Origin of the sequence: Paenibacillus sp. Soil750, assembly GCF_001428045.1 — a bacterium.
Lineage (GTDB): Bacteria > Bacillota > Bacilli > Paenibacillales > NBRC-103111 > Paenibacillus_E > Paenibacillus_E allorhizoplanae.
This window is the reverse complement of record NZ_LMSD01000012.1, coordinates 245,209-268,475: the sequence shown is the minus strand read 5'-3', so window position 1 is coordinate 268,475 and position 23,267 is coordinate 245,209. Positions and strand designations below refer to the sequence as shown.

Sequence of the window (23,267 nt, the reverse complement as noted above, 5' to 3'; positions counted from 1 at the left end):
CTCAGGCCCAAGAGAAGTAAAAGGCGCCGAGATAGTCGAAAAAATCGACTATCTCCGGCCCAAGAGAAGCAAAAGGCGAGGAGATAGTCGAAAAAATCGACTATCTCCAGCCCGAGAGAAGCAAAAGGCAGTGAGATAGTCGAAAAAATCGGCTATCTCCGGCCGGAGAGAAGCAAAAGGCAGTGAGATAGTCGAAAAAATCGACTATCTCCGGCCCAAGAGAAGTAAAAGGCAGTGAGATAGTCGAAAAAATCGACTATCTCCTGCCCCACCATCAAACAAAGCTAAATGTTCCGATAAAGCATAAAGTCATCGTATGTCCGAATGATAGGAATAGCCGCACTTGTCCCAAGCTTTGCATACTTCATCGCATGCGAAGTGTTGAAAAGTACCACGGTGTCCGTGGGGCGAAGCCAGCCTTGATCACTAAGGGCAAGCATCGCTGCCCAAGTTGCCGCGCCTTCGGGAGATGAGGAAATACCTTCCGAGCCTAAGCTATGCGTGGCTTGGGCAATTTGCTCTTTGGACACCGCGATGGCAGTTCCACCGCTTTGCTTGACAATGGACAGAAGCAGTTCCAAATCCGGCGGATTCGGAACACGCATTCCTGTTGGATTGGGAATAATTCTATCCCCAACAGGCAGCGAAGCCGTGTTGCTTACACTCGATCCCCTCAACGATTTATTCAAACCATCCACAATAGGCTGACAGCCTTCCTCTTGTACACAAACGAATCTCGGCATGTCGCAATCAATGAAGCCTAATGCCTTCAACTCCAAGAATGCTTTCCACATGCCAATAATGCCGGAGCCGCCGCCCGTGGGATAAATAATCACATCGGGGAACGTCCAGCCCAACTGCTCCGCAAGTTCAAGCCCCATCGTCTTTTTGCCTTCTACACGGCCGGGTTCTTTCAATGTGCCGACATTCACCCAGCCTTGCTCGGTGCGGCCAGACTCAATGATCGCGGCAGCATCATGAATAAAGCCATCGACGAGTACAGTCGTTGCTCCGTACATCGGGCATTCATCTACAATGAGAGAGGGACAATCCATAGGGATGAAAACAAACGCTTGAATGCCGGCTCTTCCTGCATAGGCGGCTAAAGCGCTGGCTGCATTCCCGTTGGACGGAACTGCAGCTTTCGTTGCTCCGGCTTGTTTCAATAGGGAAACCGCGACCGAGAATCCGCGTGATTTAAAGCTGCCTGTTGGATTTTGTTCTTCTCGTTTGATCCATAGACGTTTGAGCGATAGCTTGTTCTCCCAATCGGGTAGTCGCAGTAGAGGCGTCCAGCCTTCACCTAAGGAAACGATATGGGACGGATCGTGAATGGGAAGTAGTTCGTGATATCGCCACATAGAAGGATAACGCAGAGTAAGGGATGTTTTCGTGAACGTTTGTGCAACGTGCTCAAGATCATAGTTAACCAATAAAGTGCCGCCGCATGTGCATTTCATATCTTGATAGCGGAAGGGCAGTTTTGCAGAACATCGTGAGCAATGCAGCTCCCATTGTTTCATATCTGGACCTCCTCAGCATCTCTAGTAGGAGCGATCATGTTTGCTTCCTACGTGCATGAAATGATTTGATTGTACGGTAGGTAGCTTTATTAGGCAGCTTTAAGAATAATTCGAGCATAGGAGCGAAGTTTACTTCAATTATCCAAACATGTCCTTGCTTATCGAAGGCCATGTCGATCCCCATCGTTTTGACCCAACGATAGGAAGGACCTAGCTGATCGGCTGAACGGAGTGCAACGGCATGCAGCTCAGCAAGGAGCTCAGAACTCTGCATGTCCTTAAGTTCAGAGCCACGGATAGCATTCTCTACAGTAACTACACGGCCACCGCTCATGCGAATATTCGTGACAATAAAGCCTTTGCCGGCCACCTTCGCGAGCATCCCTGTCACTTGCCAACTAGACTTCGTGTGTCGTTGAACCATCACTCTCATATCAAAGGGACGGCCATTCTTGGTGGCAAGGCGGATACGTTGTTGGACGATGTAGTTTTTATTTGCTTTCTTCTTAACAAATGCATTGATCTCATCTAGCTTCGTATACGTTCGGCGTTTGGCACCATCATGGACCTCATAGGAAGAGCTTCCTACGGTTTTGACCCGAATAACGCCATTCCCGCCATAACTGCCAGTCGGTTTTAGAATGATTTGACCATATTTGGTCAGCATGCGCCAGAAGCTGCTCTCACTCAACCAATCTGTTTCAGGCAGAAACGCTTGAAGTTTTTTTGATTTGCGCAGTAGTTTATATTTCGTCCATTTACTCGTGGATAGATTACTCATTAGCTTTCTCTTCTTGCCTTTGAATGACGAGATCATGTTCTTCCACTTGAAGTAGTTGATTATGACTATCAACGAAAACGACCTGTGGTTTGAGCACACGTATTTCCTCTTCATCCATGAGTCCCATGCTGAGAATGATCACGAGGTCTCCGGGAGAGAAGAGGTGGGCCGGCGGACCGTTTAATCCGATTTTGCCGCAGCCTTCTGGAGCGGGAATCGCATACGTTTTCCAGCGGGTTGCATTGCGCAGGCTAGTGACTTGAACCATTTCATACGGATGGATATTCGCCTTGCGCATCAGTAGTCCATCAATCGTAATACTGCCTACATAATCCAAATCGGCTTCCGTTACAGTCGCACGATGTATCTTCCCTTTACACATTAGTCGCTGCATGTGCAGTAGCGCTCCTTTATGATCACATGTTGTTCTTCACAGCGTATGAGTGAGGGTCGTATCACGGTGTAGGTATGAGCCTATTTGTATGGAAAAATGGGCGCGGCATAGCAGGAAATAATTCTGCTATTTCCCGGGAAACCGCAGAATCCGACAGGGGGGGGGTCTCCTCTTAAACAAAAAAAAGCAAAGCCTATGGCTCTGCTGCAACTTTAAATTAATTTAAGACCGCTAATTAATACTAAGGTGGCAATAATCGTACGAAGTACAGTTGTAGGTGCTTTCGTTGCGAGCATACTGCCGATGAGTACACCAGGGATCGAACCAATCAGAAGATTAAAGACGAGTGTGTAGTTCACATTCCCCATACTGGCATGTAGAATACCTGCTGTCGAGGAGAGTAGGAAGGCATGCGCGATATCCGTACCCACGAGCTGAGCGGGAATCATTCGGAAAAAGTAGAGCATGGCAATCGCATATAAAGAGCCAGAGCCAATGGACGTTAGCCCAACAATGAAGCCAAGAACGGCGCCAATCGTAATCGTCAACCAGCGCTTCTCTTCTAAAGATTGGAGCTGCCAACGATTTTCTTTCAGTCGATGCCCGAAGAATACCTTAAATAACGTTGCGAAGGCTACCAGAATTAACACATAGCCGAGAGCGTGCTTGATGATCACTTCTTGATTATCGAAGAAAGAATCGAATAATTTCAGGAACACAACGGCAAGAACGACACCTGGAATACTGCCTAGGGCAAGCATTTTCACAAGTTTAAAGTCGATTGTTTTCTGCCGCCAATGCTGGACCGTACCGAAAAGCTTCGTAATCGAGTTATAAAGAAGATCTGTTCCTACAGCAATGGAAGGATGAATGCCAATTAAAATTAATATGGGAGTCAGCAAGGAAGCGCCGCCAACACCTGTCATTCCGACCAGAAATCCAACAATTACACCCATTAGAATAATACTCAAAGTCATGTTGTCATGTCCTCTTTTCATTACCCACTAAACATATTGGATTAATTTTAGTCCTGCAAAAGGTATTTGTAAAGAGAAATTTTCCAGGCTCGTCACTATCCCGAGTAAATCGCTTGCTATTCATCATTTCTGGAATCAGGTACAATGGATAGATGTGTCAAAGTCAGCTTAGGGAGGACAATTCATGCGTAATCGAACTACCGTGATGGTCAGTATCGTACTGGCCATGTTAGTCGCGTCAATGGACACGACAATTGCCAATACAACGATGCCGATCATTGTGAATGACATTGGTGGAAACAGCCTATATGCCTGGGCATTTACCTCTTATATGGTACTATCTACGGTGCTTGCCCCTTTAGCAGGGCGTTTATCGGATTTATTTGGGCGCAAACGGATATATGCCGCGGGTATATTGTTATTTCTAGGGGGCTCAGTCCTCTGCGGATTAGCAGATAGCATGGTACAGCTCATTATTTTCAGAGCGATTCAAGGGATCGGTGCTGGGGTGATGATGCCATTCCCATCCATTATTGCCGGCGATATTTACCCAGTGGAGCAGCGTGGGAAGGTTCAAGCCTTTTTCACAGGCATGTGGGGATTAGCGGCGATTCTAGCTCCTACGTTAGGTACGTTTTTTGTAACCTATTTGAACTGGCGCTGGATTTTCTTCGTGAATGTTCCGATATGTCTCATTGCTTTACTTGCGTTGCTCCCTTACAAAGAAGTGTATCAACCGAAGAAAGCGGTAATCGACTACTGGGGTGCACTATTATTTGCCGCGGGGATATCGTCCTTACTTCTAATAACCGTTGTACATTCCTATACATACATCTATGGAGCTATTGGTGTGGTTCTGCTTATTGCATTTTTCCTCTATGAAAAAGGGCATGCTGCCCCGATTGTTCCCATGACGTTGATGCGCAATAAGCCTGTGGCATTGATGATAGGCGGCTCTTTTCTCAGCTGTGCGGCTCTTTTCGGAACGTCCAGTTTTATTCCTTTATTTTTGCAAAATCAAGGGCATTCGCTATTTGTAAGTGGAATTGCGCTGCTCGGCACATCGATCGGGTGGATGGTTGTCGCAATCCCGAGTGGGAAATGGGTGATACGCTTCGGCTATAAACCATTGCTGTTAACGGGGAACGCTTTACTTGTCGTCACAGCCGTTTTACTATTCTTTATCCGTGAAGGCACCTCGTTCGGCTACGTGTTCAGCACGCTTACCATGCTGGGACTCTCTTTTGGACTTTTGTTTACGGTGTCAACAATCGGTGCTCAGCAGTTAGTCGAGGCCCATCAGAAGGGGATTTCGACCTCGCTGCAGCTTTTTGCACGTAACATTGGAACGGCGGTCAGTGTCACGGTAATGGGCTCGATTGTAACGAAAGCAGACATCTTCTACACCGGCATTCATGGGATGTTCGTTTATGGGTTAATAGCAAGCATAGTTGCTTTTGCTGTGCCACTAGCCATTCGAACTGTGAAGCAAGCGACCTTGTCAGGATAGATAGCATGCCAATTGGCGTAAGTTGACAGTCATCACCCATTAGTAGAATATTAGAGATATACGAATATAGAAAGAAGTGAGTGTACGTGCTGTTAAATGTGAAATCCCGCCTTCACGAGGGTGATATTCAACAATTACTTGGCTATAGTGTGTTTCCAGATCCTGAAAGTCTTCAAGAAGCCCTCAGTCAATATGAAAATAATGAAAACACATGGTTATTTGCCTATGAATCGGAAGGTTTACCTGTTGGCATTATTGGCTTTGAGTTGAATGAGAAGCAAGAAATGACGCTTCGGCATCTCGCAGTTGAACCTGAAAGCAGGGGAGAAGGTTTCGGACGCGGTATGCTGCTTGAAATTATTGATGATATGCAGCCAGTTCGCATTACGGTGGAAACCGATGAAGAGGCTGTGCAATTTTATCGCAATGTTGGATTCGTCATTCGCAGTCTGGGTGAGAAATATCCAGGCGTAGAGCGGTTCCTGTGTACGTATGAAGTTGAGGAAGAAGACGAAGAGTAATCATCAAAGGCGAGCAAAGAGAAATCCCGAGGAACTGCGAATGGCAGCTTCTCGGGATTTTTTGGCTTTTAGGAAGATAAGTGCTTACATGCGGGATTTGACCGTTCTAGCATATTCGGATGGACTCATTAGCGTTGCTTTCTTAAATGCTTTGGAGAAATAGTGAACGGAGCTGAAGCCCAATTGCCTAGATATCTCTGTGAAATTATACGTTTCTTCGCGAATTAGGATTTTGGCTTGGTCGATTTTCAATTTGGCGAAGTATTCCATGAGCGTATAGTTCGTATGTTTTTTGAACAGCTCCTTGAGCTGTGTTTTGCCTACACAGAACACTTGGCTGATTTCGTTTAGCGTTAGATGAGCATCGATATGCGCTTCCATGTAACTCATGACTTTGCTAGTCAAATCATGGACTGACTTCTCCTTAGCAACCGTAGAGAGAGGCGTATCGGATTCCGCCTGAGCAGATTTCCGCAGCAGACGCACTAAGAGAATTTCTAGGTAGCTTTGAATCATTTGTTCACTACCAACAGGCGCATCCTGTCTGCGAACAAGGGGATGACCGAATGGGAATTCGAAGGCTTGTTGTCCCTCACGTACGATTTGGGCAAGGAGATTACGTTCCTCATCTTCTAAATGCAGCACTTTTTGCTCAAAAAATTGCATAGCTTTCGAATGACAATCGAACGTCATGACGATCAGATTGGGCGCTTTTCCTTTGGTCGCATAGAAGCTATGAAATTCATTGGGTTTATGAAAAATGATAGATCCCTGTTTAAGTAAATAGCGCTGAGCATCGGCATGAACTTCCACTTCGCCACGATCAACATAGAGAAATTCCCAGAAGTCATGTTTCTCCCCATTAAACGAATAATCTTTACCAAACTCGAAGTAATGCATCGTAATGACTTTTTGGATTACCAGACTCATCCTCAAATGTGTCCGCTGATACTCGGTCGTGTTCGTTTCGCTTATCGTCATGGGTGTCACTCCTGATCTTTCGATGCAATTCGTATAGGTCTATCATAACACAGCCGAAATTACAAAAAAATCGGCTTTCTGGACAAAGAAAAGCCTCAGTACTTCTTTTATAATCAAGGTATCGCAAAGTTCGAGGGGGAGCTAGCATGAAGATAGGTGTAATTGGATATGGACTTAGAATTAGTCATGTGATTAATGAAGTATTGAAGGCAGATGCGGACTGCCGAATTGAAGCGATTGTTGATGTACGTAAAGATCAGATTAAAGCCAAGTTACTAGAGCAAGGCTGGGATCACATTAAGTACTATGATACGCCGGAACAAATGCTGGAGACGGAACAGCTAGACGGGGCCATGATTGGCACTCGCTGTAATCTCCATACAACAATGGGGTTGAAAGTATTACAACATGATCTACCTCTTTATATCGAAAAGCCAGTAGCTACAAACTACGAAGATCTTCTTCGTTTGAAACAAGGATACGAGGCATCCAAATCGCCTGTCGTGGTATCCTTCCCATTACGCGTAACCTCCATTGTGGAGTTGGTTAAGGAGATCATTGAATCGGGTAAAATCGGCACAGTAGAACATGTCCAAGCGATTAACAATGTACCTTATGGCCGTGTATATTTTCAAAGCTGGTACCGAAACGAGGAAGAAACAGGGGGGCTATTCCTCCAAAAAGCAACGCACGATCTTGATTATATTCAAGCTATACTTGGGCAAAGGCCGATTACAGTCTGTGCGATGACATCGAAGCAAATTTTCAAAGGTCATAAATCCGCTGGGCTCAAATGTGTCGATTGCGAAGATAATCGCACCTGCTTGGAGAGCACAGTGCATACAGCCGAAGTGCTAGATCCATCATGGCAGTATTGCTGCTACGCCAAAGATACGGGGAATGAAGATTCCGGAAGTGCGCTGTTTCAATATGAAAGCGGTATGCATATGTCCTATTCACAGAATTTCTTTATTCGAAATGGTGCTGCAGCACGTGGAGCGCGCTTTATGGGGTATAAAGGTACGGTAGATTTTGATTTCTACACAGGCATAGTTAAAGTGCATATGCATCATACGGCGCGGGTGGAGACCTATGAGATCGCTGCGGGAAGTAATCATTTTGGCGGTGATGAGAAGCTGGCACGTAATTTTACAGAAATCATGAAGAAGACGGCTAGCTCCATCTCGACGCTTGATGATGGTTTGATGAGTGCTCTGATGTGTATCAAAGCACAAGAGTCTGCAAAAACCGGGACATTCCAAACTTTAAATTGGGATTAAATGCCCCTTTTGAATCTTCTAACAATGGAGGAATATGCACATGGACCCCAAGGATACTTTTCAAACCATTTGCTTAAGCTCGTTATCCAAAGTATTTGCAGATGAAGCTCCACAAGAAGCGCCGTACAAACAAGCATCGGCACTGAGAGGAGAGCACTTTGCTTTCCAAATTGCCTTTACCTCCAATCAACTATTGAAAAACATCGGTGTAGAGGTCAATTCGACACTGGGTCTACCTTTTACAATTCGTGCTGTAGGTCTTGTTCCTTCTGAAATGCCTTGCTATGCGAACCATGATCAGCACGTTCTGCGAACGACGCCGGGGTTGTATCCCGACCCCTTGTATCCACTTGAGGATTCAACCGTAACCGCACTTCCTGGCCAATGGAGATCTGTCTGGATCCATGTTGAATTAGATTCATCTGTTCTTGCGGGCACGTATAACGTGCAGGTAGGCTTCCTTTCGCCACAAGGGGAGAAGTTAAGTGAAGAAGTCCTGGAACTCACTGTACTCGCAGCAACACTTCCGAAACAGAAGCTTATCCATACGGAATGGTTTCATACGGATTGCCTTGCGACACATTACAACATTCCTGTATTCAGTGAGGAGCACTGGTCGCGCATAGGGCAGTTTCTAGAAACTGCGGTAAAACACGGAATCAACATGATTCTTACGCCGATCTTTACCCCACCGCTAGATACCGTAGTAGGGGGAGAGCGCCCAACCGTACAGTTAATTGATGTAAGTGTTGATGATGGTAAGATCGATGGCAGCACGACGTATGCTTTTGGGTTTACAAAGCTAGAGCGTTGGGTAGCACTTTGTCAGGACAAAGGTGTTGAGTACTTTGAATTCTCGCATCTGTTCACCCAATGGGGGGCTAAACATACGCCGAAGATTGTGGCTTGTATTAGCGGGGTAGAGCAACGGATTTTCGGTTGGGAAACAGATGCCGCCGGGGAAGACTACGCTCATTTCCTCGGGCAGCTCATACCAGAACTTGATCGCGTCATCCATCGACTTGGCATCGCGTCCTGCAGTTATTTTCATGTGTCGGATGAGCCTACCCAAGCCAACTTGGATACGTATAAAAAGGCGAGTGATCTCGTTCAGAAACTCCTTCCTTCCAATTACCCGATTATCGATGCGCTGACGGAGATCTCCTTCTACGAGCAGGGGATTGTTCAGAAGCCGATTCCATCGAACGATCATATCGAGCCTTTCCTCAAGGCAGGTGTCCCTGATTTATGGACCTATTACTGCTGTGTACAGTACAAAGAAGTGTCGAACCGTTTCTTTAACATGCCGTCTGCACGGAATAGGATCATTGGCTTGCAGTTGTACAAGTTTGGCATCCAAGGGTTTCTGCATTGGGGATACAACTTCTATTACTCCCAGTATTCCATTCAACAATTGGATCCGTTCAAAGTGACAGATGCCTTGCATACGTTCCCTTCAGGAGACAGTTTTGTCGTTTACCCAGGTGAAGCGGGGCCAATTGAGTCGATTCGGTTGGAAGTATTCCATGAAGCGCTGCAGGATTTGCGAGCCTTACAATTGCTCGAGACGAGGATCGGCAAGGAGAGAACAGTTGCCTTGCTTGAAGAAGGGTTGTCAGAGCCGCTTACGTTCTCCGTTTATCCGCGTAGTACAGAATGGATGCTTGAAGTGCGCGAGCGAATTAATCAGGCGATTGCAGTAAACAGTTAAATGGGATTAAAATATGAAAAAAGCTGCTCCCGCTAGTAAAGGGAGATCAGCTTTTTTTTTGTATTGACACTATTATGGGTGTTGATCTATAGTTATACCAATATAAAACCAAGTTAATTAATCGGAATAATAAGTTTTATTGCCTATTTGATGAAAGGGGTGCTCGTATTGAACATTGAGAATATCGAAGCCTTCGTCTACGTTATTCATTATGGCAGTTTTAACAAAGCGGCGGAAGTGCTTTTTTTATCCCAGCCATCCGTCACAGCACGCATACAATCCTTAGAGCGTGAGCTGGATTGTCGACTGTTCGAGCGGATTGGGAAGCAGATTTCGTTGACGGATGATGGGAAGAAATTTCTCCCATATGCCCAACAACTCTTGCAAACTTTTCAGAAAAGTAAAATTCAATTGAAGCAGAAACGTACACTGCCAAACGAGTTGCGCGTAGGTTGTACCGTATCCGTTTCGAACTATATCATCCCAACCATTATTCCAAAGCTTAAGTTGAAATATCCAGATGTGAACTATAAGCTGACTACGGCTTCGTCCGAGGAGATCATTAATAAGGTGCTGAATCGAGAGCTTGATTTCGGCTTTGTACGGAATATTAGTCACCCGAATCTCCTATCTGCCAAAGCTTATGAAGATCCAATTTGTCTATATGTCTACGAAGGCCATCCCTTAATAGCGAACGAAGCTATTTCTATTGATGATATAGGTGAATATCCCCTTGTCTTCTTTGAATGCGGATCTCTCGACTGGATGCGAATACACCGGCTATTTGCGAGTATGAAGCAGCCGCCGAACATTGAATTTCAGACGGATACGTTGGAGACGGCGAAGAAATTAGTGCTAGGACGTGTTGGTATTGCGTTTCTTCCTAGTCTATGTGTCGAACAGGAAGTCAAGGAGGGGAAGCTGTTCCCGATTCAGTTTCCGGAAATAACAGGTATTTCCCTGCAAACAAACATGATTGTGTTGAATGGTGAGAACGCCTTGTTTTTCAACTCTTGCTTAGATATATGTAAAGGAATCGCTCAGTCGATTCGGGATACGATTTAACTTCTCGATATGCATATAGAAAAACTCTATTATCCAGTTCGACAACTTGATGATAAATTAAAGGCATAACAATAATTCATACAAAACAAGTAGGAATTATAAGGATTAATAAAAAGAAAATTCGGAGGGGTTCACAATGAGAAAATTCACAACACTTACGGTAACAACATTAGCATTAACTTTGGTAGCGGCAGGCTGCGGTGCGAAAAGCGAGACAACGAATGCTTCTCCTAAAGCTGCTGCTGATGCATCAAAAGTGCCAGTAGCCACTGGGGCTGCAACGGCTGCACCTGTGAAAGTAAAGAAAATCATCGTTGGCACAGGGACACAATTCCCGAACGTAGCCTTTCTGGATAAGGACGGAAAACTAACAGGATACGATATTGAATTAGTGAAAGAGATTGATAAGCGGTTGCCCGAATATGAGTTCGAGTTTAAAACGATGGACTTCGCCAACTTACTGCTTAGCTTAGAAACGAACAAAATTGATTTTGTTGCACATGAAATTGAGAAGAACAAAGAGCGTGAGCAGAAATATTTGTTCAATAACGAGCCCTATGCGTATTGGAAAACCAAAGTCATTGTAGCCAAAGATAACACAACTGTGAAAACGATCGATGATTTGAAAGGCAAGAAAGCATTAACGACGGCTACAAGTGCAGAGGCCACATTGCTGGAGAACTATAACAAAGCCAATGATAATGCGATCAAAATTGTCTATCAGAGTGGCGCAGCCAACGACTTGGTCACCCAGCTTACAACAGGACGTGCTGATGGAGCACTTGGAGCGGATTTCTTACTTCCACTCGTAGATCCGCAAAGTAAATTAAAAGTAGTTGGCCCGATTATTGAAGAAGCTGAAGTGCGTTTCTTATTCCGCAAAAATGATAAAGACGGACAAGAGCTTGCGGACAAAATTGACGTCGCTCTAAAAGCTGTCAAAGCAGATGGCACACTATCGAAGTTGAGTACGCAGTGGTTAGGCGGAGACTTTACGAAAAAAGAAGATAGCAAATAAATAAGCATGTCATGACTTTATGAAAGGTGAGATCACCATCATGGCAACCCAATTCGATATCACCTATGTATTTGATTTTCTGCCCAAATTACTGAACTACATTCATATCAGCTTATTCATAGTTGTTTGTTCGATGGTGCTCGGGATCGTCTTTGGATTTCTCATTGCATTGCCCCGGCTTTATCAAATACCAGTTGTGCAAAGGTTATCACAGATCTATGTTTCCTTTTTTCGCGGAACACCAATTCTGATTCAGTTATTTCTGATCTATTATGGTTTACCTGAACTGCTGAAGGCCATCCATGTGGATGTCTCCAAAGCCCCTGTCTTATCATTTGTTATTCTCACATTTGCTTTACACTCTGGCGCTTATATTTCTGAGGTCATCCGTGCAGCGGTAAAAGCCGTAGACAAAGGGCAAGTAGAAGCCGCCTACTCTGTAGGCATGACGGGCTATCAAGCTTTTACCCGCATTATTATGCCGCAAGCACTTGCGATTTCGCTGCCCAACTTTACGAACCTGCTTATTGCCAACTTAAAGGATACCTCATTGGCCTTCTCGCTTGGTGCCATGGAATTGATGGGGAAAGCACAAACGCTCGGAGCGGCAACACAGCATTTTATGGAAACGTACATTTCCTTATCCATCATCTATTTCGTCATCTGCTTTGGACTGGAAAAGCTATTTATGTACATCGAGAAACGCATGCTCCTACACGAGCAACCGCTTGTGACAGAAGAACGTCAACCATTATCACGCCGATGGTTCAAAGGTGTATGGTCCTCGCAGCCGGATAAAGGGGGCTTCCAAGCATGAGTATCGACCCTGGATTCATATGGACGGCTTTTGTTCAATTGCTTTCTGCACTGCCTACTACACTGATTATTACCGTAGTTTCTGTCTTTTTTGGATTCTTAATAGGTGCTTCCGTAGCTTTAATCCGACTATACCGCGTGCCTTTTATTCATTATCTCGCAACAGCTTACGTGACGTTTGTTCGCGGTACACCGATGCTTATGCATCTGCTTCTTATCTATTTCGGATTGCCAATGATCATTGACTCGATTGCGGTTGCTTTCGGTTGGAGCTTCCGCTCAGTGTCTATACCCATGATCGGCTTTGCCTTTCTCTCTTTCTCGATTACCGCTGGCGCTTACCTTTCGGAGGTCGTCAGATCAGGCATCGTGGCGATTAATCGGGGGCAAATGGAAGCTGCTTATTCGATCGGGATGACGACGACACAGGCATTACGTCGTATTATTTTGCCACAAGCATTAGCCGTAAGTTTACCGAACTTATCCAATACGCTAATTGGCATGCTGCACGGTTCTACACTGGCCTTTACCGTATCTGTAGTGGAAATCAACGCCAAAGCACAAATTGTCGCAACGACGAATTGGAAATTTTTCGAAGCTTATATTGCAGCAGCCTTACTGTTCTGGGGTATCACCTTCTTGATTGAACGAGCCACAGGCTTACTAGAGAAACGAATCAATCTGTATAACCGAGGTGGCGTGTCATGATTCAACTGACGAATATCACCAAATCGTTTGGTAAAAACGACGTGCTGAAAGGAATCAACCTTACCGTGCAAAAAGGAGAAGTCGTCTGTATTCTTGGCCCCAGCGGTTCAGGTAAAACAACGTTGCTCCGTTGCTTGAACTATTTGGAAAAGCCGAGTCTCGGTGAAGTGACGATCGGGGATTTCACCGTGAATTGCAAGCGCCCCAGCAAAGGTGAGATTCATGCACTCAGGCAAAAAACAGCGATGGTGTTCCAGCATTACAATTTGTTCAAGCATAAAACGGTCCTCGAAAACGTTATGGAAGGCCTTGTGATTGTTCAAAAGCAATCGAAAGTTACGGCAAGAGAAACTAGCGTAAAAGTGCTGGAGAAAGTGGGGTTGGGAAGCAAGTTAGACGCCTATCCAAGCCAACTGTCCGGTGGACAGCAGCAACGTGTTGGAATTGCCCGTGCGCTGGCTCTGAATCCTGAAGTCATTTTATTCGATGAACCGACATCCGCACTCGATCCTGAACTTGTTGGTGAAGTGCTGGATGTGATCCAGAAGATTGCGAAGGAAGGTATCACGATGATTATCGTCACCCATGAAATGGGCTTTGCCCGAGAAGTGGCTAATCATGTGGTCTTTATGGATGAAGGTGTCATTGTGGAGGAAGGCAAACCGAGGGATATTTTCAGCAATGCCAAAGAAGAGCGGACGAAACAATTCCTGAAGCGTATTACGCCTGAATGGAGCTACAACATCTAGCATCAACTCAGTTATGGAAACGGAGTGTATGAACATGGGGATTAAATTGAGCATTTTAGATCAAAGTGTCGTATTTCCAGGCGAAACGGCTTATGACGCTTTTCAGCATACGATTGAGCTTGTACAGAAGGCAGAGTCGCTCTCTTATAACCGATTCTGGGTATCCGAGCATCACGATTCCGAGCAAGTAGCGGGTTCTTCACCCGAGGTTTTAATTTCACATTTACTGGCCAAAACAGAGCGCATTCGCATTGGCTCCGGCGGCATCATGCTGCAGCACTACAGCCCTTATAAGGTGGCAGAGAACTTCAATGTGCTAGCTTCTTTAGCACCAGACAGGGTAGATCTCGGCATTGGTCGCGCACCTGGCGGCTTACCTCGTTCAACGAAAGCGTTGCAGCAAGGAATTACCGAAGCAGCTACTTTGACGGAGAAGTTAGAGGATTTACAACAATTTGTGAAAAATCAACTGCATGATGAGCATCCCTTGAAGGGATTGAAAGTCTCTCCAATTCCAAGTGTGCCTGTGGAGATTTATATCCTCGGAGCAAGTGCAGCGAGCGCGCAATCGGCTGCTGAGGCTGGTTTACCATATGTTTTTGCCCAATTCATTAATGGAGATCATGCGATTGCAGAAGCGGCATTTGAAGCTTATCATCAACATTTTAATACGGATAAAGGCACACAACCTAAGCTTCTCTTGGCACTCTCACTAATCGTAGCAGATACGGAAGAAGAAGCTATTGAGCTTGCAGGCGAATACAAGAATGTCAAAATTCATTTGGAAAACGGCAAGACGTTAACTGTCGGAACGCTTGAGCAAGCGGAAGAATATGGCCGCCAAACACAGGCCAAATTTACGGTTGAAGAGAAGCAAGCGGAAATTACGAAGGGTACGAAAGAGACTGTACGCCAAAAGCTGATCGAGATTCAGCAGAAATATAATATCGATGAATTTATCGTAACGACATCTGTGAAAGATTTTAGCAAACGCCTGCGTTCCTTTGAACTGCTGAGTGAAGCATTCGCGGAATTGTTAGTGTAGGCCCGAAGGAGGCATGTGAAATGAGTGCAATAACTTTCCAGCAGACGTCATCGGATTTGGCACAGAAGTTGGTGAATATTCGACGTCATTTACATCAGCATCCTGAATTGTCGCATGAGGAAATTCAAACAACTGCTGCGATTCATGGTTGGCTCACGGAAGCGGGGATTCGTATTGCCGATTTCCAGCTAAAAACGGGTCTTATTGCAGAGGTCGGAGGCTTGCAGAAAGGGCCAATTATTGCCATACGGGCTGATATTGATGCCCTTCCGATTCAAGAAGCTACAGGGCTTCCTTATGCGTCGCAGGTTGCAGGGAAGATGCATGCTTGCGGTCATGATTTTCATACAGCTGCTGTGCTTGGCGCTGCGATCTTGCTCAAACAGCAGGAAAATGAGCTAAAGGGAACAGTTCGATTTATTTTTCAACCAGCTGAGGAGAAGGCGCAAGGTGCGGAGCAGGTGATAAACAGCGGCGCACTTGAAGGGGTTCGCGCGATTTATGGCATGCATAACAAGCCTGATCTTCCTGTCGGAACGATAGGGATCAAAGATGGGCCTCTGATGGCGGCGGCGGACGGATTCGTGATCGAAGTCGAAGGACTTGGCACACATGCGGCTGTTCCTGAAGCGGGGATCGATCCCATTGTAACTGGAGCGCATATCATCACGGCACTGCAATCTATCGTTAGCCGCAATGTTAGTTCGTTGCAGAGTGCAGTCATTAGTGTGACACGCATCCATAGCGGAACAGCATGGAATGTCATTCCTGATAAAGCCATACTAGATGGCACATTGCGCACATTTGATGAGAATGTCCGAACACTTGTTATCGAGCGATTGGAGCAGGTTGTGCATGGTGTTGCCGCTGCTTATGGGACGAAGGCTGCTGTTCGGTGGATCAAAGGACCACCATCTGTGTTCAATGATAAGCAATTAGCGCTGTTGGCGAAAGAAGCTGCAGAACAAGCTGGTTTGAATGTCATTACACCTGTGCCGTCACCAGCAGGCGAGGATTTTGCTTTCTACCAGAAGAAAATTCCCGGAGTTTTCGTATTCATGGGTACATCAGGCCCGCAAGAGTGGCATCATCCTGCTTTTGATATTGACGAACGAGCTTTGCCGATTAGTGCGCGATATTTTGCTATTATAGCTCAGAAAGCCTTAGAAGACCTATCATCTGACGAACCTTTGGAGGTATCCATATGAGTACAACAATTCCTGACTTATCCCTCTATTTGCATACCCATCAACAACTTCAGGAAGCGATCCAGGGACTGAGCGAAGAGCAATTAGTTTGGAAGCCAGCGCTGGATAAATGGAGTGTAACAGAGGTTCTGTCCCATTTGGCCGACCATAACATTGTCGTTTCCTTCCGAATCCGTGCTATTATTTCTGGCTCATCAGCCATATTGCCAGCTTTTGATCAAGATCCATGGGTCAGCAGCGCCAAAGCCAATGAAGGTTTAGCGTCCGATATTTTAGTTTTATTTCAGTCATTACTCGTGTATAACCATGAGCTATTTGGACGATTATCACCCGATGATTGGGAGAAAACAGGCGTAAATTTCAAAGGACAAACACTTACACTTAAAGATGTTGTTAACTCCTTTATCGCACATGTGCAGGTTCATTTAGCACAAATTGCACGAATCAAGAATGCGTTGGAAGCGCACGTATAGGAGGGATTCGGTATGGCGGATGCAAAAGAGATTCACATTCGGGAAGCCAATGAGGGTGACCGCGAAGCGATTCGAAAAGTTCTAGAAGATGCCTATGGTCAATATCGGGAAGTACTGCCTCCAGAAGGCTGGGATCAATATAAAGAAAATATTATCGCATCTGTGGATAGTAGTAAGCCCATCGCGCGGATTATTGCACTAATTGACGATGAAGTTGTGGGTAGCTCTCAGTTGTTCCTATCCTCCGAAGCCGCTTACGGCGCGCCAGAGCTTGAGATTGAGTCACCTATCCTTCGTTTACTAGCGGTTTCGCCAAGTGCCAGAGGCAAGGGAATCGCTACCGCATTGATTAAAGAAAATGTAAGACGCGCTGCCGAGTTAGGTGCTGCTACACTTCATTTGCACACCTCGGATATGATGGAGTCCGCTGTGAAGCTTTATGAACGATTGGGCTTCGAACGCGCTTATGACAAGGATATTCAAAAAGGTGAAATACTCGTGAAAAGCTATCGGTTACACATACAGACTGCAGCGATATTGTGAAAGGACGGAGAGAACGATGACGAAACAAAAGCAAATCAAATTAGGTGCCATCATTCACGGCGTAGGTGGTCATGTGTCAGGCTGGAGACATCCTGAGGCGATTACAGATGCCAGTGTGAATTTTGGCTTTTATAAACAACAAGCACAGAAAGCCGAATCCGGTAAATTCGATCTTGTATTTATCGCAGATGGCTTATATATTACAGAGAAATCGATCCCGCATTTCCTAAATCGATTCGAACCCATTACCATTCTTTCAGCGTTAGCCTCGGTCACCTCGCACATTGGACTGGTGGGAACATTATCGACGTCATACAGTGAACCATTCACGGTGGCCCGTCAATTTGCTTCCATTGATTTGATCAGTGACGGACGTTCCGGTTGGAACGTTGTTACCTCTCCACTTGAAGGTTCAGCGAAAAACTATAGCAAAACAGAGCACCCATCTCATCCAGAGCGCTATCGGATCGCTAATGAATATTTGGAAGTGACACGCGGACTATGGGATTCGTGGGAAGATGATGCTTTTGTTCGTGATAAGGAAAGCGGTGTGTTTTTTGACCCAAGCAAGCTCCATACATTGAACCACAAAGGTGAATATTTCTCCGTCCAGGGGCCGTTGAATATCGCTCGTTCAAGACAAGGACAGCCGGTCATATTCCAAGCAGGCGCTTCCGAGGATGGCCGAGCGTTTGCTGCGAAAGTCGCGGATGCGATTTTTGCAGGACATGAGTCGATTGACGAAGCGAAAGCTTACTATGCTGATATCAAAAAGAGAGCTGCCTCCGAAGGCCGTAATCCGGATGAAGTAGTAATTCTACCGGGCATAGCCCCGATAATCGGACTTACAGAAGAAGAAGCTGAGCGCAAATATCAAGAAGTCGCGAACCTCGTTACCATTGACAAAGCGTTGGATTACCTAGGCCGATTCTTCGAACATCACGATTTCTCTCAATATCCGTTGGATGAACCATTTCCAGAGCTGGGGGATTTCGGGAGCAATAGCTTCCGCAGCGGAACTGACAAAATTAAGCAAACTGCCAAAGAGAAGAACCTAACGCTGCGCCAAGTTGCTTTGAATGTGGCTACGCCTCGTAACGAATTCACAGGCACACCTGAATATGTGGCAGATCGCGTGCAAGCATGGTTCGAAGAAAATGCCGCAGATGGTTTTATCATCGCCGCTGCATTGCCAAAAGGCTTGGATGACTTCGTTGATCACGTAGTGCCAATTCTACAGGAGCGCGGATTGTATAGAACCGAGTATGAAGCAGATACACTTCGTGGAAACCTCGGCATACCTGTACCTGCGAATCGATACACGAAGGTGAATGTGTAGTTAAAATTTGACCACTAGGTATCTGTAGACTGTCCACATGGCTGAAAAGCCAGTGGGCAGTTTTTTCTCTGTACCAAAAACGTATCCAAAACATAGCAGCTAACTTAATTACTCACCCGATTCGATTTACCCAATCCACGGATCCCACGGACCCCACGTACCCTACGGGCCCCACGTACCCTACGGGCCCCACGTACCCTACGGGCCCCACGTACCCTACGGGCCCCACACCCCGCGCACCTACGCACTCCCAACACTCCAAACACTCCAAACACTCCCAATACTCCAAATAATCCACTCAACCTAGCTCATCTCACGCAACTAATAGACGCACCCCACGGTGTCCCCTCCCCTAATTTATCGAGAGAAACCATTTTCTGTGGTATCTACAATAAATAATTGGAGCTAGAAGCCTCCTTTGGAAAGAACGATGTATGTCTTTTCGAGCAAGAGGGGGAGCTAGATTTTTCGGAAATAGAATAATAATTAAGTTTACTTTAGCGAGTTATTGAATTACCTTCATGTCACTTGTAGATACCACAGAAAATGCCTTTCAGTGAAATAGTCTATCGAACATGAGCATGCAGATTGAGAAGAACTTCCCAATATTGTGCTAAATGGAAGTCGTTACGGGCTTACTTTACCTTGTAGATACCACAGAAAATGCTTTGCAGTGAAATAGTCAGTCGAGCATGAGCATGTATTTCAATTTTTTCAAGACTTTAGTCAAGTTCCTTATCTTCGCGCATATACTGTGTTAGATTCTTATCTTTATGCTTGTTCGAAAGGCAATAAATTGCTCTGAAAGCGATTACGCATCGACATTTACGTGACAAAATTCACAATGATGACAGGCCCTCCGAGGCCTGTGGTAAACATGCAAGCCACTTCCCCGCAGAAATAGGAGGGTGCAGAGATGCTGCATATTGTCGTCTGTATTAAACAAGTACCGGATTCTAGAGAAATTCGCATTGATCCCAAGAATAATACACTCATTCGTCAAGGTGTTCCAAGTATTGTGAATTTCTATGATATGCATGGTTTGGAAGAAGCATTGCGCATTAAAGATGAGCAAGGTGCACGTATTACAGTTGTCACGATGGGACCGCCACCCGCTGAAAAAGGACTTAAAGAATGTATTTCTTTAGGCGCTGATGATGCTGTGTTGGTGACGGATCGCGGGTTTGCAGGAGCGGATACGCTAGCGACCTCGTACGTTGTTGCTCGAACAATTCGCAAAATTGCGGAAACGTGGGGGCCGGTGGATATCGTATTTTGTGGAAAACAAACGTTAGATGGTGACACCGGACAAGTTGGCCCAGGCGTAGCCTGCCGATTGGATTTGGAACAACTTACCTATGTCAATAAAGTGGTTAAGGTCGATGAAGAAAAACGCAAAGTACGCGTTCATCGTTTGCTGGAGGATGGCATTGAAGTGGTTGAGACAAGCATGCCAGTACTGATCACAGCACTAAAAGAACTGAATAAAGTGCGACGAGCATCTTTGCCGGGCATGATTCGAGCGGCTAGATATAAGCCTACAGTATGGACTACGGCAGATTTTCCAGATTTGGAGCGGGCAAAGATTGGACTCAAAGGCTCGCCAACGATTGTTGCCAAAACGTGGGTACCCGAGATCAAAGCGGTGAAAACGCAAATGATCACTTTTGATAGTCCAGAAACTGGCGCAGCTCAGCTGGCCGACAAGATATTGACGAAGGACATGCAGAGCCTATTAGATTGGGCTTAAAAGTTAGGAACGGAGGATGACACAATGGCAAGAGAAACAGAACAGGTTGATCCATCGATGCCGGACTGGTCGGCATATCGTGGGGTTTTGATTGTCGTTGAGCAGCGCGAGGGCATCGCGAAAAAGGTGTCCTGGCAGCTGCTAGGCGAAGGCAAAAAGCTAGCAGCAAAGCTGGAAGCGCCGCTCATGGCGCTCGTCATCGGCGAGAATGTCGCACATCTCGCTGATGAAGCCGTGGCCTACGGCGCGGATCGGGTTTACCTTTGCGAAGCCTCGGAGCTTCGCAATTATAGGACCCGGCCATACAGCCGGGTCTGCTTGAAGCTGATCGAGGAAGCGAAGCCTGAGATCGTGCTGTTCGGCGCGACAGCGACAGGTCGCGACCTAGCAGGTGCGATTGCAACGCACCTGCCGACGGGGCTGACGGCCGACACGACGCAGCTCGACGTGGAGCCGCCGCCGTCGCGGCTGTTGCTGGCCAGCCGGCCTGCTTTCTCCGAGAAGATGATGGCTACCATCCTCTGCAAGCAGTACCGGCCGCAGATGGCGACAGCGCGCGCTGGCGTGTTCCAAGCGCTGCCGAAAGACGCGGAGCGCCAAGGCGAGATCATCCGTATCGAAGCTACGATGCGGGAGGAAGAGATTGACGCGCAGGTGCTCGATTTCCTGCGCGAAACAGGGAAGCTCAATCTCGAGGACTGCGAGATTATTGTTGCTGGGGGCCGTGGACTTGGCGGGCCCGATGCTTTCAAGCTGCTCGCCGAGCTAGCGGACGCGCTCGGCGGTGTCGTTGGCGCGTCACGCGCTGCTGTTGATGCGGGCTGGATCAGCCATGAGCATCAGGTGGGGCAGACGGGCGCGACGGTACGGCCGAAGCTCTATTTCGCCATCGGCATCTCCGGCGCTGTGCAGCACACGGTCGGGATGAGTCATGCCGATGTCGTCGTTGCGATCAATAAAGACGAGAAAGCGCCTATTTTCCAATTCGCCCATTACGGTCTTGTTGGGGATTTATTCAAAATTGTTCCTGCGATTACAGAGGAATTCAGGAAACGGCGTACGCTTTTCGGCATTCACCCTCAGGTGGTTGATGCCTCAATATCTACTACACAGACGCAGTCAGAGACGACCTTCGCCCGAGAAAGGAGTGAAGCGAAATGAATGAAAAATTCGATGCCATCGTCGTTGGCGGTGGTCCCGCTGGAGCGGCTGCAGCGTTAACGATGGCCCGAGCTGGGTTATCGGTTGTATTGCTCGAAAGAGGCGAGTTTCCAGGCGCTAAGAATATTTTTGGCGGTGTCCTCTATCGGAAGCAAATCGAGGAACTTGTTCCTGAGTTTTGGACAGAGAAGAACTTTCCGATGGAGCGCTATATTGTTGAACAGCGGATCTGGATGATGGGTAAAGAGTCCATGGTCACGTTCGGCCATCGCAATGAAGCCTACAAAGAGCCTTACAATTGCTTCACAGGTCTGCGGGTCAAATTCGATCAGTGGTTCGCTGAAAAAGCTGTAGCAGCAGGCGCGATTCCGATTTACGAAACCGTGGCACTGGATGTTATTCGTGAAGGTAACAAGGTTGTTGGCGTACGAACGGACCGAGATGATGGCGATTTATATGCGGACGTTGTCGTCATCGCTGATGGCGTTAACTCCTTGCTCGGTAAAGCCATGGGGATTCATAAGGAATGGATGCCGGATGAGGTATCATTAGCGGTCAAAGAGGTTATTGCACTGCCACGAGAGAAGATAGAGGACCGCTTTGGACTTGAGGGGGACGAAGGTGTCACCATCGAATTTATGGGCGAAACCTCGCTCGGTATGGCGGGTATGGGCTTTCTATACACGAATAAAGAAACGATCTCGTTAGGGGTCGGTGTGATGGTGAACCATTTGCGGGATAAAAAGGTGAAGCCATACGCTGTACTTGACGCGGTTAAACAGCATCCGATGATTCGGAAATTGATTCAAGGTGGGGAGACCAAGGAATATTCCGGTCATCTTATTCCAGAAGGGGGCTTTCATTCAATACCGACCCTTTCTGGTGATGGCTGGTGTGTCTGTGGGGATGCCGCGCAGTTGATTAACTTTGTCCACAGGGAGGGGACGAATCTCGCTATGACCTCGGGCCGATTGGCCGGGGAGGCCATTATTGAAGCGAAAGCACGAGGGGATTTTACAGCCCCAACGATGCATCTCTACGATAATAAAATCAAAGAATCTTTTGTGCACAAGGATCTGCAGAAGTACAAGGGAATGCATCAATTTTTGAAAGAGCAGGATCCTGAGTTATTGTTCGATCGACTGCCACGTGCTGTAAACGAAGCCGCTTACAATATGTTCCTCGTGGATGGAATTACGAAAGCCGAAAAGCAAAGAATGGCCATGAAGCTCATCAAAAATGCCGCTGGCGGTACGGTAAACTTGATGAAGCTGGGCTATAAGGGATGGAGGGCGATGAACGGATGAGCCAAAGTGATATTTCAGATAAACTGTTCACCATTCGTTACAAATGCGATGATAAATCCCACCTTGTAATTAAAGATAAACAAACCTGCTTGAATTGTGTGACGAAGGACTGCAATTATTTCTGTCCTTCTGATGTGTATGAGTGGGAAAAAAAGCTTAAGATCACAACTGTTGCATTTGAAAACTGTATTGAATGTGGTACGTGTCGCATAGCGTGTCCTTCTTATAACATCGATTGGGTGTATCCGAAGGGCGGCCATGGGATGACGTATAAGTACGGTTAATTGAGCTAAGTTGATAAAATAGAGCCGAGACCGTTCAGAGGTCTTGGTTCTATTTTTTGCGAAAAAACGACATTCCTCCATATGTAGGTGTAGTTTCTCCATAGTTTTGTTTCCTTCTGGACA

23 protein-coding genes are annotated in these 23,267 nt (G+C 46.3%); 18 read left to right on the top strand and 5 right to left on the bottom strand.

Features of this window, described 5'->3' with window-relative positions; genetic code table 11:
• Positions 1 to 284: 284 nt before the first annotated feature.
• The 4 genes from ASL11_RS13635 to ASL11_RS13620 all read right to left on the bottom strand — a co-directional run bounded on the left by ASL11_RS13635 (position 285) and on the right by ASL11_RS13620 (position 3,675).
• Entirely contained in the window at positions 285 to 1,523 is a 1,239-nt protein-coding gene (locus tag ASL11_RS13635; protein WP_056614872.1) for a threonine synthase, read from the bottom strand.
• Positions 1,524 to 1,557: 34 nt separating this feature from the next.
• Positions 1,558 to 2,304: a YheC/YheD family protein gene (locus tag ASL11_RS13630; RefSeq protein ID WP_056614871.1), complete on the bottom strand. Its 747-nt coding sequence runs from the start codon at positions 2,302 to 2,304 to the stop codon at positions 1,558 to 1,560.
• Entirely contained in the window at positions 2,297 to 2,698 is a 402-nt protein-coding gene (gene panD, locus ASL11_RS13625; RefSeq protein ID WP_056614869.1) for an aspartate 1-decarboxylase, read from the bottom strand. Before panD ends, ASL11_RS13630 begins: the two co-directional genes overlap by 8 nt.
• 212 nt (positions 2,699 to 2,910) lie before the next feature.
• Positions 2,911 to 3,675, bottom strand: coding sequence for a sulfite exporter TauE/SafE family protein (locus ASL11_RS13620; protein ID WP_056614867.1), 765 nt, complete (start codon positions 3,673 to 3,675; stop codon positions 2,911 to 2,913).
• Between the two features lie 184 nt (positions 3,676 to 3,859).
• Here ASL11_RS13620 and ASL11_RS13615 point away from each other — a divergent pair, with 184 nt between their 5' ends.
• Together ASL11_RS13615 and ASL11_RS13610 are read left to right on the top strand one after the other, a co-directional pair.
• Positions 3,860 to 5,185, top strand: a complete 1,326-nt coding sequence (locus ASL11_RS13615; RefSeq protein ID WP_056614865.1) for an MFS transporter — start codon at positions 3,860 to 3,862, stop codon at positions 5,183 to 5,185.
• An 86-nt stretch (positions 5,186 to 5,271) separates the two neighbouring features.
• Positions 5,272 to 5,706 (top strand): GNAT family N-acetyltransferase, encoded by a 435-nt coding sequence (locus ASL11_RS13610; RefSeq protein WP_056614863.1) that lies wholly within the window; start codon positions 5,272 to 5,274, stop codon positions 5,704 to 5,706.
• An 84-nt stretch (positions 5,707 to 5,790) separates the two neighbouring features.
• Here ASL11_RS13610 and ASL11_RS13605 read toward each other — a convergent pair whose 3' ends face one another.
• Positions 5,791 to 6,687: an AraC family transcriptional regulator gene (locus tag ASL11_RS13605; protein WP_056614861.1), complete on the bottom strand. Its 897-nt coding sequence runs from the start codon at positions 6,685 to 6,687 to the stop codon at positions 5,791 to 5,793.
• A gap of 146 nt (positions 6,688 to 6,833) precedes the next feature.
• Between ASL11_RS13605 and ASL11_RS13600 the strand changes: the two genes are divergently transcribed.
• The 16 genes from ASL11_RS13600 to ASL11_RS13525 all read left to right on the top strand — a co-directional run bounded on the left by ASL11_RS13600 (position 6,834) and on the right by ASL11_RS13525 (position 23,144).
• Entirely contained in the window at positions 6,834 to 7,967 is a 1,134-nt protein-coding gene (locus ASL11_RS13600; RefSeq protein ID WP_056614859.1) for a Gfo/Idh/MocA family protein, read from the top strand.
• Positions 7,968 to 8,007: 40 nt separating this feature from the next.
• Positions 8,008 to 9,678 (top strand): DUF4091 domain-containing protein, encoded by a 1,671-nt coding sequence (locus ASL11_RS13595; RefSeq protein ID WP_056614856.1) that lies wholly within the window; start codon positions 8,008 to 8,010, stop codon positions 9,676 to 9,678.
• A 168-nt stretch (positions 9,679 to 9,846) separates the two neighbouring features.
• The gene (locus ASL11_RS13590) at positions 9,847 to 10,743 is read left to right on the top strand and encodes a LysR family transcriptional regulator (RefSeq protein ID WP_056614853.1); all 897 of its coding nucleotides are present in this window, start codon (positions 9,847 to 9,849) and stop codon (positions 10,741 to 10,743) included.
• Between the two features lie 136 nt (positions 10,744 to 10,879).
• A complete protein-coding gene (locus ASL11_RS13585; protein WP_056614850.1) occupies positions 10,880 to 11,761 on the top strand; it encodes a transporter substrate-binding domain-containing protein in 882 nt (293 codons plus the stop codon).
• Between the two features lie 40 nt (positions 11,762 to 11,801).
• Complete coding sequence (locus tag ASL11_RS13580; RefSeq protein ID WP_056614847.1) at positions 11,802 to 12,578, top strand: amino acid ABC transporter permease; 777 nt, start codon at positions 11,802 to 11,804, stop codon at positions 12,576 to 12,578.
• Complete coding sequence (locus ASL11_RS13575) at positions 12,575 to 13,285, top strand: amino acid ABC transporter permease (protein WP_056614843.1); 711 nt, start codon at positions 12,575 to 12,577, stop codon at positions 13,283 to 13,285. Before ASL11_RS13580 ends, ASL11_RS13575 begins: the two co-directional genes overlap by 4 nt.
• Positions 13,282 to 14,034, top strand: coding sequence for an amino acid ABC transporter ATP-binding protein (locus ASL11_RS13570; RefSeq protein ID WP_056614840.1), 753 nt, complete (start codon positions 13,282 to 13,284; stop codon positions 14,032 to 14,034). The genes ASL11_RS13575 and ASL11_RS13570 overlap by 4 nt, the downstream gene beginning before the upstream one ends.
• 34 nt (positions 14,035 to 14,068) lie before the next feature.
• Positions 14,069 to 15,079, top strand: a complete 1,011-nt coding sequence (locus tag ASL11_RS13565; RefSeq protein WP_056614836.1) for an LLM class flavin-dependent oxidoreductase — start codon at positions 14,069 to 14,071, stop codon at positions 15,077 to 15,079.
• Between the two features lie 20 nt (positions 15,080 to 15,099).
• Positions 15,100 to 16,287, top strand: coding sequence for a M20 peptidase aminoacylase family protein (locus ASL11_RS13560; protein WP_056614833.1), 1,188 nt, complete (start codon positions 15,100 to 15,102; stop codon positions 16,285 to 16,287).
• The gene (locus ASL11_RS13555; RefSeq protein ID WP_056614830.1) at positions 16,284 to 16,760 is read left to right on the top strand and encodes a DinB family protein; all 477 of its coding nucleotides are present in this window, start codon (positions 16,284 to 16,286) and stop codon (positions 16,758 to 16,760) included. Before ASL11_RS13560 ends, ASL11_RS13555 begins: the two co-directional genes overlap by 4 nt.
• 12 nt (positions 16,761 to 16,772) lie before the next feature.
• Positions 16,773 to 17,303, top strand: coding sequence for a GNAT family N-acetyltransferase (locus tag ASL11_RS13550; RefSeq protein ID WP_056614827.1), 531 nt, complete (start codon positions 16,773 to 16,775; stop codon positions 17,301 to 17,303).
• 16 nt (positions 17,304 to 17,319) lie between these two features.
• Positions 17,320 to 18,642 (top strand): LLM class flavin-dependent oxidoreductase, encoded by a 1,323-nt coding sequence (locus ASL11_RS13545; RefSeq protein WP_056614824.1) that lies wholly within the window; start codon positions 17,320 to 17,322, stop codon positions 18,640 to 18,642.
• Positions 18,643 to 19,558: 916 nt separating this feature from the next.
• Positions 19,559 to 20,392 (top strand): electron transfer flavoprotein subunit beta/FixA family protein, encoded by an 834-nt coding sequence (locus ASL11_RS13540; RefSeq protein WP_056614821.1) that lies wholly within the window; start codon positions 19,559 to 19,561, stop codon positions 20,390 to 20,392.
• Between the two features lie 24 nt (positions 20,393 to 20,416).
• Positions 20,417 to 21,553, top strand: a complete 1,137-nt coding sequence (locus tag ASL11_RS13535; protein WP_063795566.1) for an electron transfer flavoprotein subunit alpha/FixB family protein — start codon at positions 20,417 to 20,419, stop codon at positions 21,551 to 21,553.
• Positions 21,550 to 22,860, top strand: coding sequence for an FAD-dependent oxidoreductase (locus tag ASL11_RS13530; RefSeq protein WP_056614817.1), 1,311 nt, complete (start codon positions 21,550 to 21,552; stop codon positions 22,858 to 22,860). Before ASL11_RS13535 ends, ASL11_RS13530 begins: the two co-directional genes overlap by 4 nt.
• Positions 22,857 to 23,144, top strand: coding sequence for a ferredoxin family protein (locus ASL11_RS13525; RefSeq protein ID WP_028554142.1), 288 nt, complete (start codon positions 22,857 to 22,859; stop codon positions 23,142 to 23,144). Before ASL11_RS13530 ends, ASL11_RS13525 begins: the two co-directional genes overlap by 4 nt.
• The last annotated feature ends 123 nt before the right edge of the window (positions 23,145 to 23,267 follow it).